General features: G+C 62.8%; 13 protein-coding genes. 2 read left to right on the top strand and 11 right to left on the bottom strand.

What is annotated here, in order from left to right:
- Complete coding sequence (locus tag YUA_RS0118610) at nucleotides 1–702, top strand: fumarylacetoacetate hydrolase family protein (RefSeq protein ID WP_027532059.1); 702 nt, start codon at nucleotides 1–3, stop codon at nucleotides 700–702.
- Nucleotides 703–780: 78 nt separating this feature from the next.
- Here YUA_RS0118610 and YUA_RS0118605 read toward each other — a convergent pair whose 3' ends face one another.
- The 10 genes from YUA_RS0118605 to YUA_RS0118560 all read right to left on the bottom strand — a co-directional run bounded on the left by YUA_RS0118605 (nucleotide 781) and on the right by YUA_RS0118560 (nucleotide 11,382).
- Complete coding sequence (locus tag YUA_RS0118605) at nucleotides 781–2,121, bottom strand: MFS transporter (protein WP_027532058.1); 1,341 nt, start codon at nucleotides 2,119–2,121, stop codon at nucleotides 781–783.
- Between the two features lie 165 nt (nucleotides 2,122–2,286).
- Complete coding sequence (locus YUA_RS0118600; RefSeq protein ID WP_027532057.1) at nucleotides 2,287–2,745, bottom strand: nuclear transport factor 2 family protein; 459 nt, start codon at nucleotides 2,743–2,745, stop codon at nucleotides 2,287–2,289.
- Nucleotides 2,746–2,777: 32 nt separating this feature from the next.
- Nucleotides 2,778–3,707, bottom strand: a complete 930-nt coding sequence (locus tag YUA_RS0118595; protein WP_027532056.1) for an aspartyl/asparaginyl beta-hydroxylase domain-containing protein — start codon at nucleotides 3,705–3,707, stop codon at nucleotides 2,778–2,780.
- 143 nt (nucleotides 3,708–3,850) lie between these two features.
- A complete protein-coding gene (locus YUA_RS51070; protein WP_014493894.1) occupies nucleotides 3,851–4,006 on the bottom strand; it encodes a hypothetical protein in 156 nt (51 codons plus the stop codon).
- A 196-nt stretch (nucleotides 4,007–4,202) separates the two neighbouring features.
- Complete coding sequence (locus YUA_RS0118585) at nucleotides 4,203–4,832, bottom strand: hypothetical protein (RefSeq protein ID WP_035971243.1); 630 nt, start codon at nucleotides 4,830–4,832, stop codon at nucleotides 4,203–4,205.
- Nucleotides 4,801–5,463 carry an AAA family ATPase gene (locus YUA_RS0118580; RefSeq protein WP_027532055.1) on the bottom strand — a complete coding sequence of 221 codons (663 nt, stop codon included), beginning with the start codon at nucleotides 5,461–5,463 and terminating at the stop codon, nucleotides 4,801–4,803. The genes YUA_RS0118585 and YUA_RS0118580 overlap by 32 nt, the downstream gene beginning before the upstream one ends.
- A gap of 137 nt (nucleotides 5,464–5,600) precedes the next feature.
- Nucleotides 5,601–7,061, bottom strand: coding sequence for an NAD(P)/FAD-dependent oxidoreductase (locus tag YUA_RS0118575; RefSeq protein ID WP_027532054.1), 1,461 nt, complete (start codon nucleotides 7,059–7,061; stop codon nucleotides 5,601–5,603).
- A 160-nt stretch (nucleotides 7,062–7,221) separates the two neighbouring features.
- Complete coding sequence (ahcY, locus tag YUA_RS0118570; RefSeq protein WP_027532053.1) at nucleotides 7,222–8,643, bottom strand: adenosylhomocysteinase; 1,422 nt, start codon at nucleotides 8,641–8,643, stop codon at nucleotides 7,222–7,224.
- Nucleotides 8,644–8,769: 126 nt separating this feature from the next.
- Nucleotides 8,770–9,966 carry a methionine adenosyltransferase gene (gene metK, locus YUA_RS0118565; RefSeq protein ID WP_027532052.1) on the bottom strand — a complete coding sequence of 399 codons (1,197 nt, stop codon included), beginning with the start codon at nucleotides 9,964–9,966 and terminating at the stop codon, nucleotides 8,770–8,772.
- A 60-nt stretch (nucleotides 9,967–10,026) separates the two neighbouring features.
- Nucleotides 10,027–11,382, bottom strand: a complete 1,356-nt coding sequence (locus tag YUA_RS0118560) for a hypothetical protein (RefSeq protein WP_027532051.1) — start codon at nucleotides 11,380–11,382, stop codon at nucleotides 10,027–10,029.
- A gap of 164 nt (nucleotides 11,383–11,546) precedes the next feature.
- Between YUA_RS0118560 and YUA_RS0118555 the strand changes: the two genes are divergently transcribed.
- Nucleotides 11,547–13,265, top strand: coding sequence for a caspase family protein (locus tag YUA_RS0118555; protein ID WP_027532050.1), 1,719 nt, complete (start codon nucleotides 11,547–11,549; stop codon nucleotides 13,263–13,265).
- Nucleotides 13,266–13,372: 107 nt separating this feature from the next.
- Here the strand turns inward: YUA_RS0118555 and YUA_RS0118550 are convergent, their stop codons facing one another.
- Complete coding sequence (locus YUA_RS0118550; protein ID WP_027532049.1) at nucleotides 13,373–14,491, bottom strand: cobalamin-independent methionine synthase II family protein; 1,119 nt, start codon at nucleotides 14,489–14,491, stop codon at nucleotides 13,373–13,375.
- Nucleotides 14,492–14,501 lie beyond the last annotated feature (10 nt).

Raw genomic sequence — 14,501 nt, 5'->3', positions numbered from 1 at the left:
ATGAACGCCGCCTCCTACGTTATCCCGCTTCCGCCCCAGGCTTCACTTCCCGTCGTTGGGGAAAGCGGCCGTTATCCGGTGCGCCGCATCTGGTGCGTCGGCCGCAACTATCTCGAGCACATCCGCGAGATGGGCAATGACGAGCGCGCGCCGCCGTTCTTCTTCGCCAAGCACGCCGACATGCTGGTGCCCGATGGCGCGACCATTCCCTATCCGCCGCTGACCAAGGATCTGCATCACGAGGTCGAGCTGATCGTCGCGATGAAGAGCGGCGGCCTCAATATCCCTGCCGACAAGGCGCTCGATCATGTCTACGGCTACGCCGTCGGCATCGACCTGACCCGCCGCGACCTCCAGATCGCCTCGCGCAAGAAGGAGCGTCCGTGGGAGATCGGCAAGTCGTTCGACGGATCGGCGCCCGCTTCCGCGGTGCAGCCGGCCTCGAAGATCGGTCATCCCTCCAAGGGCAAGATCTGGCTCACCGTCAACGGCAAGGAAGCTCAGAAGGGCGATCTTACCGAGCTGATCTGGAACGTGCCCGAGATCATCTGGCAGCTCTCGCAGCAGGTGAAGCTCGCCGCCGGCGACATCATCATGACGGGCACGCCGGCCGGCGTGTCGCAGCTCCAGCCCGGCGACAAGCTCGAATGCGGCGTCGACGGCGTCGGCACGCTGAAGGTGAGCATCGGCCAGCCGGAATAGGCTCGCCTCGCAATTCGCGGAAATTGTTACAGCCCCGGACGTAACGTCCGGGGCTTTTTTACGAAGGCTTTCCCGGTCTCAGGCCTGCGAACCGTGCGCGCCCACGGCGTTGATGTCCTTGCCGGTGTAGTCGGTCATCAGCGCGGTCGCGATCAGCGAGATGACGGAGCAAACCGCGATATAGGCCGCAATGGCCGTCGCTGAGTGGAACGTGCCGAACAGCCAGGCAGCGATCAGCGGCGCGGGGCCACCGGCAATCACGGATGCAAACTGATAGCCGAGCGACGCGCCGCTGTAGCGAAGGCGTCCGGTAAAGCTTTCGGCGATCAACGCGGCTTGCGGACCGTACATCATGTCGTGCGGGATCAGCGACAGGACGATCGCGAGAAAGACGATCACCTCCGATCCGGTATCCAGCATCGCGTAGTAGATGAAGCCGAAGACGCCGGTGACGAGCGCGCCGGCCATGTACATGTTCTTGCGGCCAATCTGGTCGGACAGGTGACCGCAGACCGGAATCGTCACGAATGACAGCACCGAGGCCGACAACACCGCTGTCAGCAGGAAGTCGCGCGAGAGATGCAGCGTGCCGATACCGTAGGAAAAGACGAACGCGGTGAAGATGTAGAACGGTGCCTGCTCGGCCATGCGCGCGAATGCCGAGAGCAGGATTTCCTTGGGATGCTGCTTGATCACCGTCAGCATCGGCGTGCGGTCGAGCCGGCGCTCGGCCAGCAATTTGGAGAACACCGGCGTTTCGAGGATGCCGAGCCGGATGTAAAGACCGACACCGACCAGGATAAGGCTGAGCGCAAAGGGTATGCGCCAGCCCCAGGCCAGGAACCGGTCGCCCGCCATCTGGCTGAATGCCAGCACGGCCAGGTTGGCCAGGAACAGGCCGCAGGGCACGCCGAATTGTGGCCAGGACGCGATCAATCCGCGCGACCGGTCGTTGCGCGCCCATTCCATTGACATCAGCACCGAGCCGCCCCATTCGCCGCCGACGCCAACGCCCTGGATGAAGCGCAGCACGGTCAGGATCACCGCGCCCCAGATTCCGGCGCTAGAATAGGTCGGCACCACGGCCACCGCCGCGGTTGCCAGCCCCATCAGCAGCAACGTCGCAATCAGCGTCGACTTACGACCGATGCGATCGCCGTAGTGTCCGAAGATCGCAGCGCCAATCGGACGCGCGACGAAGCCGACCGCATAAACGGCAAATGCCTCGAGCGTGCCAACCCAGGGGTCGGATTGCGGGAAGAACAGCTTTGCAAAGACGAGCCCCGTCACCGTGCTGTAGAGGAAGAAGTCATACCATTCGATCGCAGTCCCCACCGTGGACGCGATGACGGCGCGACGAAGCTGGAGCCGATGTTCGGATGGGGACAGTTGGGCGGCGTCGAGCCCGAGCGTTGCCATGGGAGCGTCTCCTTCTGACGCGCCCCCCTTTTCGATTTGAGCCCTGACGGGTCGTTTGACTACAAACTGTCTCGTGCGCCGGAGGGTTCCCGCAAAGCGCAGATGGCACCTAGAACTTTCGTCGGTCGGCAGGGGCTGGAAGCTGCGTAGTCGTGCGAACTCGCTCTACCAGGCCTTCACCGGCCGGTTGGCGTGGCTGGCCTGCGGCACACCGCGGTTGAGCGACATATGCGAATGCACACAGACCCAACCCTCGCCATCTCTTGAAAACACCATTGTCGCCCGGCCCGGCCGTGGAAACACACTACCATCGGGATGATAGCCCGTGCTGGTCCATGGCGCGATCACTGTCGCCATCGTGCCATCGGGGGATGCCAGGATCGAGGTCTGTTCGAGCACGAACCGAAAGTCGGTCGTCTTCGGCCAGACGTTGTCCCATTGAGATGAGACCCACTGATCGAGGCCTGGGATGACATCGTTATGCGTACCGAAGGCCAGCACATCAGGATGGAAGAGCGGCCGCGCCGCGGCGTAGTCGACCTCGCGGACATAGCCCGCGAAGGTTTCCAGCCACTGGCAGAAGAACTGCGCGATCTCAGCGTTCGCAATCGGTAAGGACGCCATTGCCGGCTCCATCTTCGGCGCGACCGCGTCGATCACCGCAGCGCCGACAGCACGATCAGGCCCAGAACCAGCGCCGTCAGCGAGTATTTCAGCGTGTAGTAGACGTTGCGGTTCCACTCCTTGACCTTGCGGCTGCCGAGATGGATCTCGTAGAGCTTGCCGAACACCTTGTTGAGCACGCCGACGCTCTCGCCATCGACGTTCTGAGTCGCCGAGGCCTTCACGATGTGATGGCTGACCCAGCGGTTGATCACGGTCATGAAGCCGAACTTCATCGGACGCTCGACGTCGCAGAACAGGATGATGCGGTTGACGTCGGTCGCATTCTCGGCGCTGTGGATAAACGTCTCGTCGAACATGAAGGCTTCGCCGTCGCGCCAGACGCATTCGACCCCGTCGACGAGGATGCGGCACTTGTTCGAGTTCGGCGTGACCAGGCCGAGGTGATAGCGCAGCGAACCGGCGAAGGGATCGCGGTGCGCGCCGAGCTTGCCGCCCGGCGGTAGCATCGCGAACATCGCGCCATGCACGCTCGGAATCGAGTTGAGCAGCTCCACCGTCTCCGGACACAGCGTGCGCGCCGAGGGCAGGAAGTCGTCGTACCATTTCAGGTAAAAGCGCTTCCAGCCGCTCTTGAAGAACGAGTAGAAGCCCCAATCATTGTTCTTCGCTGCCGCGCGGATAAAACCTTCGTCAAACAGGCGGACGGCCTCGTCGCGGATGGTCTCCCAGTTGTCGCTGAGCGGCTTCAGCTCGGGAAACTGCTCGATGGAGATGACGGGCTTGTTCGGCACCGCCGAGCCCGCATACATCAGCACGTTGTAAGGCGCGAGATAGGTCGAGTGATCGCCGAGCTGGCGCGCGAAGCGCAGACGCTGCTTGCCGCGGAAGTGAACGTAAATTGTCGATGCCGCAAGCACATACAGAATGACAAGTTGCGGCGCAAAAAGCTGCTTCAGCATTTCCCCAAATCCCGAGTGACCCAGCCGGGGACGTGATCTAGCGCGGCCCGACCCCACCGGCAAGATATTCACCGGGGGGTTGCGGTCACGCTGGGGAGAGTTGGGGGACGGAACCTGGCTAAAATGGACCGAAACGAGCCGAATTACGCCCGAGACAGCGCCTGGAGACCCTTAAAGGTCAAGCGCTTGGGGTCGGTGACGCCGGCGAGATAGAGCCGGCGAATAAACGCGATGACGGCGTCGCGGTCGCAATCGGTCAGCGCGACGACGGCGTCGACCGCGATCTTCTGGGCTTCCATTGGGCTCACCTCGGCCTTGCGAGTAACCCCGGCAGAGACAGGCTAGGACTCATCCGTTAAATCGGCGTTAACCGTTCGGATCAGCATCGCCGATTCACCCCGGTGCCCGTATACGCAAAACAACGCATTGCCGGGCGCGCAGACCAGCACGTCGCTGATCCAGTTTCGAGCCCTTGCTTTGCCATGTTAGCGACCGCTACCTGGCGCTTGGCTTTGTGGTGCTATCAGCAAACGATTTCAGCAATTCGGCTTGCTGCAAGACCAGCTCGCACTGCTTTCGCGCATGACTGCTCGATAGCTCAATCAATTCCGAGAGCGTTGTGGCGCGGCTCAACTCCCGCGTATATTGCAACGTCGCGCCCGCATTCACTTTCATCAGCTCGAGTACGATCGCGTGACACTCAGCGGCTGGTCCCTTCAGGAGGTCGCTTTCCGGACTGGCAAGGTCCCTCGTGTAATCCAATGCAGCGTGCACACCTGCCTTCATTGTCTCCAGGGCGCAAGCCTGCATGTCCTTGGCAATTTCCACGGCGATATCCGTGGTGGTGCTGTTGGAATCTTGCAATTGTGCGGAGCGCGACGCCAACTTCGCAGACGGCGGCATCGCGACACTCCCGTTGACTGCCGCTGGAACGGCCGTCTGAGCAGGTGACTTCGCTGTCTGCTCGACCTGCGGTCCATCGTCCCGGGCGACCGCGACCGGGCTGGGCGATATCCCCAGCAGGCCCTCGTCGATGGTGCGGCTCGCCGCCGCCGTCAGCTCCACCAGTGAACGACGCCTGGCGCGCGCAACGTCAGCAGGCTGTCTTGAGGGCGGCTTGCCCATGATCAGGCGACTCCACGATGAGGTGTTTCGAGATCCAATCCCAGAGCGCAACGATTTCGTCCGAGGCTTTTCCCTCGGGGGCGAACTCGGTCACGCCCAATCCTGCCCCGAGCGCATCCTGATGGTCGTTGCGCTGCGCGATAAAGGGAAGTGCAAGCACGCCGAGCGAGTTCAGCGACGTTGCAGCCTCGCTCAGCCGGCCGCCCCGCGTGGGAGTTTGATTGAGGATGAAGGCAAATCGGCGGTTGAGCCTGCGAATGGCAATCAGCGTAGGTATTGCTGCCTCGATATCGGCCGGGCTGGGACGCGCCGGGATGAGACAAAGATCGGCCTTGGCCATGGCACGCATCGCCAAGGCGTTGTTCGTGGCTGCCGTGTCGATGATTGCGAGCCAGATGCCGTCAGTCTCGAGGCGGGATATCACCGGATCGATATCAGCCGGATCGACAATGCAATCGACGCAAGGATAGGAATTCGTCCGCCGCTCTTTCCATTTCGCGATCGTTCCTTGCGCATCCGCCTCAACGAGAGCAACACGCTCTCCGTGCGCCATTGCGGCCACTGCAAGTCCTGTCGCCAGCGTGCTCTTACCGCTTCCGCCTTTTTGCGTGACCAGAGCAAGGACATACATATCCTGCGTCCCCCTCAATTGGCAGCGACGCGAAACTCATACGCTGTCGGAATTAAATTGCATTGCGACGCACAACACTACTTCAAGTCGCGATTCGCCTCAAGCAATCAGCGGGTTCCCCCGGCAACATACGGGGATCAGGAATACTGCATCACGCCGTCGTCGATCCGGCCGAAGCGCAACGAGACGATGTCGAGGGCGTAGTTCTGGTACAGCCGCCACGGCTGCTTCGAGCCCTGCTTCGGCATCTTGGCGACCGAGCGCTGCACATAGCCTGAGGTGAAATCGAGCGACGGCTGCGCGGTGATCTCGGGGTCGTCATTGTGCGGCATGCATTGGCGGAAATTGTGCCGGTCCATGTAGTTGATGAGCCGGCAGACATATTCGCAGGTGAGATCGCATTTCAGCGTCCAGGACGCGTTGGTGTAGCCGAAGGCCGACGCCATGTTCGGCACGTCGGCATACATCATGCCCTTGTAGGTCAGCGTGTTGGCGAAATCGACGGCGCGTCCGTCGACGCTGATCTCGAGGCCGCCGACGACCTGGAGCACCAGCCCCGTCGCCGTCACGATGATATCGGCGGGAAGTTCGCTGCCGTCCTTCAGACGGAGGCCATCGCGGGTAAACGTGTCGATCTCGTTGGTGACGACGGCAGCGCGCTTTTCGCGGATTGCCTTGAACAAATCGCCGTCGGGCACGAGGCAGAGCCGCTGATCCCAGGGGTTATAGCGCGGCGTGAAATGGGTCGCGATGTCGTAGTCCGGCCCGAGCGCCATACGCACGCCACCGAGGATCAGGCTCTTCACCTTGTCCGGCCGGCGGCGGCTGAGCTGGAAGAAGAACATTCCCCACATCACGTTGCGCCAGCGGATCAGGTGATAGGCCAGCCGCGCCGGCAGGTTGCGGCGCAATTTGTTGGCGACGAGATCTTGCGCAAGGCGCGACACCACGTAAGTCGGCGAACGCTGCAGCATGGTGACCTGTGCCGCCGTCTTGGCGAGCTCCGGCACCAGCGTCACCGCGGTCGCGCCCGAGCCGATCACGACGACACGCTTGCCCGCATAGTCGATGTCCTCGGTCCATTTCTGCGGATGCACGATCCGGCCGGCAAAATCCGCAACGCCCGCAAACTCCGGCGTATAGCCCGCCTCGTATTTGTAATAGCCCGAGCACATGAACAGGAAATTGCAGGTGAAGCGCACGAGTTCGGTCGCGCCTTCGCCCACGGTACGCTCGACCTCGACGGTCCAGCGCGCGTCAGGCGTTGACCACCTCGCGCGCTTGACGCGATGACGGAAGCGGATGTGCTTCTCGATGCCGTTCTCGGTCGCGGTCTCGCGCACATAGTTCAGGATCTGCGGCCCGTCGGCGATCGCCTTCGGATCGGTCCACGGCTTGAAGGAATAGCCGAGCGTGAACATGTCGCTGTCGGAGCGGACGCCGGGATAGCGAAACAGATCCCAGGTGCCGCCGATGCAGTCGCGCCCCTCCAGAACGACGTAGCTCTTGCCCGGACACTTGGTCTGCAAGTGATAGCCCGCGCCGATGCCTGATAGCCCGGCACCGACGATCAGCACGTCGAAATGTTCTTGTTGCATGGTTTCCTCCGCCGGACGCGATTGTCCGCCCGTCGCTGCTGGCCGTCAATCGGCAAACAGCCGTGCAGCAACTGCAAAGCGAATTGAATTCCATGCGCCGAAACAACAAAGCCCCGGATCGCTCCGGGGCTTTGCGTCGAGGATCGATGTGGTCAGCGGATCAGTAGCGATAGTGGTCGCTCTTGTACGGGCCTTCCTGCTTCACGCCGATATAGTCGGCCTGGTCCTTGCGCAGCTCGGTGAGCTTCACGCCGATCTTGGCGAGGTGCAGGCGCGCGACCTTCTCGTCGAGCGTCTTCGGCAGCACGTAGACTTCCTTCTTGTACTTGCCGTCGTTGTTGTTGGCGAACAGCTCGATCTGCGCCAACGTCTGGTTGGTGAAGGACGCCGACATCACGAAGGACGGATGGCCCATCGCGTTGCCGAGGTTCACGAGGCGGCCTTCCGACAGCATGATGATGCGGTGCTTGTCGGGGAACTCGATCTCGTCGACCTGCGGCTTGATGTTAGTCCACTTCAGATTGCGCAGAGACGCGATCTGGATCTCGTTGTCGAAGTGACCGATGTTGCAGACGATGGCACGATCTTTCATCGCGCGCATGTGCTCGATGGTGATGATGTCCTTGTTGCCGGTCGCGGTAACGAAGATGTCGGCGCGAGGCGCGGCGTCTTCCATGGTGGTGACTTCATAACCCTCCATCGACGCCTGCAGCGCACAGATCGGATCGACTTCCGACACCATCACGCGGCAGCCGGCCTGGCGCAGCGAAGCCGCCGAGCCCTTGCCGACGTCGCCGAAGCCCGCGACCATCGCGACCTTGCCCGACATCATCACGTCGGTGCCGCGGCGGATGCCGTCGACCAGCGATTCACGGCAGCCATAGAGGTTGTCGAACTTCGACTTGGTGACGCTGTCGTTGACGTTGATGGCGGGCCACAGCAGCGTGCCGGCCTTCTGCATGTCATAGAGACGATGCACGCCCGTGGTGGTCTCTTCGGAAACGCCCCTGATGCTCTTGGCGATCTCGGCAAAGTAGCCCTTCGGCTTTTCCTTGAGCTGCTTCTTCAAAAGCGCAAAGAAGACTTCCTCTTCTTCCGAAGCCGGCTTGTCCAGAAACGCGGTGTCGCCGTTCTCGGCGCGCAGACCGAGGTGGACATACATGGTGGCGTCGCCGCCGTCGTCGAGGATCATGTTCGGGTGACCGCCGCCGTGCCAGTCGAACAGCTTGGCGGTGTAGTCCCAGTATTCGGTCAGCGTCTCACCCTTGACCGCGAACACGGGAATGCCGGCGGCGGCGATCGCAGCCGCGGCGTGGTCCTGCGTCGAATAGATGTTGCAGGAGACCCAGCGAATGTCGGCGCCGAGGGCGGCCAGCGTCTCGATCAGCACGCCGGTCTGGATCGTCATGTGCAGCGAGCCGGCGATACGCGCGCCCTTCAAAGGCTGCTTCGGGCCGTATTCCTCGCGGGTCGCCATCAGACCGGGCATCTCGGTCTCGGCCAGCGAGAGTTCCTTGCGGCCGAAATCGGCGAGCGAGATGTCCTTGACGATGTAATCGGTAAAGCCGGGCTTCGCGTTCATTGCGAGTGTCCTGTTGTTGAACGGGTCATTCCGGGTCACACTGAACAGGCGAACCCGGAATCTGGATTTGATGGATTAGCGATCCCGGTTCGCCGTTCTCGCGGCGCCCCGGAATGATTTCGGTGATCAGACCGCGCGCTTGAGCGCCTCGACGAGATCGGTCTTCTCCCAGGAGAAGCCGCCCTCGTTGTCGGGCGTGCGGCCGAAATGGCCGTAGGCCGAGGTGCGCGCGTAGATCGGGCGGTTGAGATCGAGATGGCTGCGGATGCCGCGCGGGGTCAGGTCCATCGCCTTGGCGGCGGCCTGCTCGAGCTGGTCCTCCGACACCTTACCGGTGCCATGGGTGTCGATGTAGATCGACAGCGGACGCGCGACGCCGATGGCGTAGGCGAGCTGCAGCGTGCAGCGGTCGGCGAGGCCGGCGGCGACGATGTTCTTGGCGACGTAGCGCGCAGCATAAGCCGCGGAGCGGTCGACCTTGGTCGGATCCTTGCCGGAGAATGCGCCGCCACCATGCGGGGCCGCACCGCCATAGGTATCGACGATGATCTTGCGGCCGGTCAGGCCGGAGTCACCATCGGGACCGCCGATGTAGAACTTGCCGGTCGGGTTGATGTGCCAGATGGTCTTCGGCGTGATCCAGTCCTTCGGCAGCGCCTCGCGCACATAGGGCTCGACGATATCGCGGATCTGCTTGGACGAGATGTCCTCGACCAGATGCTGATGTGACACCACGATCTCGCGCACGCCGACCGGCTTGCCGTTCTCGTACTGCACGGTGACCTGGCTCTTGGAGTCCGGACCGAGCACCTTCTCCCTGCCGGAGTGACGGGCTTCGGAGATGAGACGCAGGATCTTGTGGGCGTAGAAGATCGGCGCCGGCATCAGGTCGGGCGTCTCGTTGGTGGCATAACCGAACATGATGCCCTGGTCGCCCGCGCCCTCTTCCTTCACTTCGCCCGGCTGCAGCGCGTCGACGCCCTGCGCGATGTCGGCCGACTGCGGGTGCAGCAGGATCTCGATGTCAACCTTCTGCCAGTGGAAGCCGTCCTGCTCGTAACCGATGTCCTTGATCGCGTCGCGCACGACGCCTTCGATCTGCTCGTTGGTGACGGACGACGGACCGCGGGTCTCGCCGGCGATCACGACCTTGTTGGTGGTCGCCAGCGTCTCGCAGGCGGCGCGGATTGCCCACGGATCGATGCCGGCTTTCGGCCCTTCCCGGTAGAACAGGTCGACGATTTCGTCGGAGATCCGGTCGCAGACCTTGTCCGGATGGCCCTCAGACACGGACTCGCTGGTGAAGAGATAGGACGCGCGCATCAGTAACCCCTTGTTCCGCCACTGCCGGCGGACGTTTGCGATGTTTACCCTTGGATTATGTCAATCACGCCGGCGCGAGATGACGTAGGATTCGTCGAAAAACCAGAGCCCGTTGTACTTTCGCAGCACATCCCTGGCGGCATCCAGAGTGCGGCCGTTTTGAGTCATATCTGTCAACCGGTCGTCCTCAATCTGAGCGACATACACCGCCGCATTCCACGCTGCAAAGGCCGTCGAGGTTCCGATGGTACCCGTTACCTCGTTGGGCAGCGCTTCCATATCATACCTGAAGATCGAACGGTTATCCGCGTAAGCATTAAAATTTAAGTCGCGGCCCAACGACCCAAGCTCATACTTAACGGCGCGCAATAGCTCATGACGGCTCACCGAGAAAGGATTTTCTCCGGGCCAGATCGCCTGGATCATTTCCATGCCGGGATCGTGACCATGGGAGTGAATTCCGATCAGGCGGCCGCCCGGCCGCAAGGCCTTGGCCAGCGGTGCAATGATCCGCTTGGCCCGGAAATTGACCGAGGACAGGGCACGGTATGGCTGGGATGCGATGACGAGGTCGAAATTGGCCTCGGTCTGGCCCGGCCGCGGAATGGTCGAATCCAGCAGGAACCTGTGGTCTTCGCGGTAGAGCACGAGGACCACCGGCCGCTCATACAGCGGCATGGCCGTGCGCGGGCTGATTGCGGCACGCCAGTTCTGCTCCAGGAACGGCCGCAGTTCGGCGATCTGCTGCTCGAATTCGCCTGATGAGCCGCCCCGTAGCGGCACTTCGTGCCAGACGGTGGCAGCGGCTGCCGCAGGCGACGCTGGCGTGAGCCAGGGCGCCTCCGAATAGAACATGTTGGTGAAGACGAAAACCGACGCCGGATGCTCGAAAATGCGGTCCGGCACCTTCTCCAGCGTCAGGCGCAGATCCTCGAGACTGAGCTCCTTGCCGGCGACATAGAACGGCATGTGCGGATAGCGCTGGTGCGTGGCGCGCAGCACCCGCGCCAGCACCGTGCCGTCGCCGACGCCGGCGTCGAAGATGCGCAATGCCGGCGGCCGCGGATGAATGCTCGCGAGCTCCAGTGCCACACGCTCGGCCACCACCCGCTTCTCGCTGCAGGTGTGGACAAACAGCAGGTATTTCTGCCGGTTCTCGAAGAAGCGGAAATTGCCGCGCGGATCGCGCTTTTCCGGGGGCACCTGAAGCCCCCGCGGCGGCGGAAGGCCGCCGGTCGTCGATGCCGCGATATAGGCCTGGATCCGCTCCAGCGTGTCGATGGTGATGCGCTTGCCCTCGCGCAGGCGGTGCACGAGCTTCCCATCGTTCACCGCGCGCCGGCCAAAGGTCGATTCCGCCATGTCCGCCTTGCGGCAGAACTCCGTGATTTGGCTCAGGATTTCGTCGTTTTTCATGGGTGGGATGGCGGTGGGCAGGAGAGTTGGGACCTGTCTCTTAGCAAGTTCTGCCCACTCAGGGAATACCGCAGCCTGCTTTACCCCACATCCAATGACGCGAGCGTGAACCCCGACGTGCCGCCGGGCAACAAACAAGCACTTCTCCTCAAGGAATCACCACCATGAGCCGCCTGCTCATCGCGCTCGCCCTGCTCGCTGCAACCCTGTGGTCGGCGCCCTGCTCCGCCCAGTCGCGCAATCAGCTTGGGCCGCTCTGCACCACCGAGACCACGCCGGCGGACCAGATGGTTGACGCCTGCAGCACGATCATCGCGCTGAAGGCATTCAAGGGCGCGCAGCTCGCGACCGTCTATTTCTGGCGCGCGGTGGGCTGGAACAAGAAGGGCGACTACGCCCGTGTCATTGCCGACACCACCGAAGCGATCCGGCTGCAGCCGAGCCAGGCGGTCTACAATCTCAGGGGCTCGGCCTATTACGACAAGGGCGACTACGACATCGCGATTGCGGATTTCGACGATGCGCTGAAGCTCGGGGCGCCTGATGGCATCATCTTCCACAACCGCGGCAACGCCTGGCGCGGCAAGGGCGACTACACCAAGGCGATCGCCGATTACGACATGTCGATCAAGGCCGATCCGAGATCGGCGTTCTCGTTCCAGAACCGCGGCATCGCGAAGGAGGCGCTCGGCGATCTCGACGGCGCGCTGGCCGACATCAACCAGGCGATCCGGCTCGATCCGACGCTGCCGCAGCCGCTGATCAACCGCACCGCGATCTGGCGCGCGAAGAACGATCTCGATCGCGCCATTGCCGACGGCTCTGAGGCGATCCGGCTCGCCAAGGACAAGCCGCCGGTCAACATCATGACGCCGCCGAACAGCGTGCTGATCTCGGCCTACATCCATCGCGCGCTGGCCTATGAGGCCAAGGGCGACTACGCGCATGCGAAAGACGATTACAAGTCGACGCTCGCGATCGTGGCGTCCGACGCCGGCAGCAAGGCCAATCAGGCCACCGCAAAAGTGCGGCTGTCGCTGGTGGCGGATGCAGCCGCGCCAATCCCGCGCGATGCGCCCGCCTCATCAGGACAACAGCAGACCACGCCCACGCAGCAGCAGGGTAACGCGACGCCTGCGCCCTCACCTGCCCCCGCAACGCCCGGCACGCGCATGGCGCTCGTCATCGGCAACGGCGCCTACGCGCATGTGAAGGCCTTGCCCAATCCACCGAACGACGCGCGCGCGGTTGCAAAAAGCCTGCGCGACATCGGCTTCATCGTATCGGAGGGCATCGATCTCGACCGCACAGCGATGCAGAAAGTGACACGAGAGTTTTTGCGTGATGCGGCGCGGGCGCAAGTGGCCGTGGTCTATTACGCCGGCCATGGCGTGCAGGTCGACGGCCGCAACTATCTCATTCCCGTCGATGTCGAGCTCAAGCCCGGCGCGAGCATGACGGAGGCGATGATCGACATGGATACGATCATGGCCGGCCTCGACGACCAGGTCCGCACCAACATCCTGATCTTCGATGCCTGCCGCAACAATCCGATGGCGCAGCAGGTCGCAAGCGCCGGCAGCAGTCGCAGTATCGAGGGCGCATCAGGCCTCGCCGCGCCGTCAAGCCTCGGGTCCGGCGCGACGTTAGGGGCCGGCACGTTGATCGCCTTCGCGACCGCACCGGGCCAGGTCGCGCTCGACGGTGAAGGCGCCAACTCCCCCTTCTCCGCAGCGCTGTCCCGCCACATCGGCACGCCCGGGCTGGAGGTGCAGCAAATGCTGACGCGGGTACGTGCGGAGGTGGTTTCTGGCACGAAGAACAAGCAGGTGCCGTGGTCGAATTCGTCGCTGCTGGGCGAGGTCTATCTGGCGGAGAAGTGAGACCGCCAGTTCCACGCGCTACAGCCTGCTGCCTGGGTCCGGCTCTGCGCAGCAACACAAGAGTGTTGCAGCGCGTCCGGGACATGAGCGAGGTTAGCCACCACGCCTCAGTTGCCCCACACTTCCTTGGCGATCTCGACCGCAAGGCTGAGCTTGGCCCACTGCTCCTCCTCGGAGAGGATGTTGCCCTCCTCCGTCGAGGCAAAGCCGCATTGCGGTGACAGCGCGAGCTGCTCCAGCGGCGCAAATTTCGAAGCTTCTTCCAGACGGCGCTTGATGTCGTCCTTCTTCTCGAGCTCGCCGAACTTCGAGGTGATGACGCCGACCACGACGACCTTGTTGCCCTTGGGCAGGAAGCGCAGCGGCTCGAAGCCGCCGGCGCGGTCAGAGTCGTACTCCAGGAAGTAGCCGTCGTAATTGGTGCCAGCGAGCATGGTCTCGGCCACCGGCTCGTAGCCGCCCGAAGAAATCCAGGTCGAGCGGAAATTGCCGCGACAAACATGTGTGGTCACCACCATGTCGGCGGGCTTCTCGGCCAGCGCGTAGTTGATGATACGCGCGTAGATCTGCTGGAGGCCTTCCGGATTATCGCCGCGCTCGCGCGCCTTCTGAAGCTCGTCCGGCGAGCAGAGATAGGCCCACACGGTGTCGTCGAACTGGAGATAACGGCAGCCGGCGTCGTAGAACGCCTTGACGGCCTTGCGATAGGTCTTGCCGAGATCCTCGTAGAAGGCGTCGAGATCGGGATAGACGTCCTTGGAGATCGCCTTTCGGCCGCCGCGGAAGTGCAGCACGGCCGGCGACGGGATCGTCATCTTGGCGGTGACGTGGGCCTGGTCGGTGTACTTCTTCAGGAAGCGGAAGTGATCCAGCATCGGGTGGTTGTCGGGGAAGTCGAGCTTGTCGATCACCCGAACCGCGTCGTGACGGGTCTCAACGCCCGCGAACTGGATGCCGGTGTCGGGGTGGAACAGCTCGCAGCCGGTGAGTTTGGCCAGAAAGTCGAAATGCCACCAGGAGCGGCGGAATTCGCCGTCGGTCGCGAGCTTCAGGCCGACCGAGGCCTGCTTATGCACGACCTTCTCGATCTCCATGTCCTCGATCTTGCGCAGATCATCGGCCGAGATCTCGCCCTTGTCGAGCTTCGCGCGGGCTTCCTTGATCTTGGCGGGGCGCAGGAGGCTGCCGACTTCGTCGGCACGGAAGGGGGCTTTGGTTCGCTGCATTTTTTGACTC

This window comes from Bradyrhizobium sp. WSM3983 (assembly GCF_000473045.1).
GTDB lineage: Bacteria > Pseudomonadota > Alphaproteobacteria > Rhizobiales > Xanthobacteraceae > Bradyrhizobium.
Note: the sequence above shows the minus strand (reverse complement) of the source record. Positions and strands in the feature narration are given on the sequence as shown.

Excerpts from the sequence above, each read along its gene's own strand:
- YUA_RS0118610 (WP_027532059.1), top strand. The coding sequence starts at position 1 with ATGAACGCCGCCTCCTACGTTATCCCGCTTCCGCCCCAGGCTTCACTT.
- YUA_RS0118605 (WP_027532058.1), bottom strand. The coding sequence starts at position 2,121 with ATGGCAACGCTCGGGCTCGACGCCGCCCAACTGTCCCCATCCGAACAT.
- YUA_RS0118600 (WP_027532057.1), bottom strand. The coding sequence starts at position 2,745 with ATGGCGTCCTTACCGATTGCGAACGCTGAGATCGCGCAGTTCTTCTGC.
- YUA_RS0118595 (WP_027532056.1), bottom strand. The coding sequence starts at position 3,707 with ATGCTGAAGCAGCTTTTTGCGCCGCAACTTGTCATTCTGTATGTGCTT.
- YUA_RS51070 (WP_014493894.1), bottom strand. The coding sequence starts at position 4,006 with ATGGAAGCCCAGAAGATCGCGGTCGACGCCGTCGTCGCGCTGACCGAT.
- YUA_RS0118585 (WP_035971243.1), bottom strand. The coding sequence starts at position 4,832 with ATGGGCAAGCCGCCCTCAAGACAGCCTGCTGACGTTGCGCGCGCCAGG.
- YUA_RS0118580 (WP_027532055.1), bottom strand. The coding sequence starts at position 5,463 with ATGTATGTCCTTGCTCTGGTCACGCAAAAAGGCGGAAGCGGTAAGAGC.
- YUA_RS0118575 (WP_027532054.1), bottom strand. The coding sequence starts at position 7,061 with ATGCAACAAGAACATTTCGACGTGCTGATCGTCGGTGCCGGGCTATCA.
- ahcY (WP_027532053.1), bottom strand. The coding sequence starts at position 8,643 with ATGAACGCGAAGCCCGGCTTTACCGATTACATCGTCAAGGACATCTCG.
- metK (WP_027532052.1), bottom strand. The coding sequence starts at position 9,966 with ATGCGCGCGTCCTATCTCTTCACCAGCGAGTCCGTGTCTGAGGGCCAT.
- YUA_RS0118560 (WP_027532051.1), bottom strand. The coding sequence starts at position 11,382 with ATGAAAAACGACGAAATCCTGAGCCAAATCACGGAGTTCTGCCGCAAG.
- YUA_RS0118555 (WP_027532050.1), top strand. The coding sequence starts at position 11,547 with ATGAGCCGCCTGCTCATCGCGCTCGCCCTGCTCGCTGCAACCCTGTGG.
- YUA_RS0118550 (WP_027532049.1), bottom strand. The coding sequence starts at position 14,491 with ATGCAGCGAACCAAAGCCCCCTTCCGTGCCGACGAAGTCGGCAGCCTC.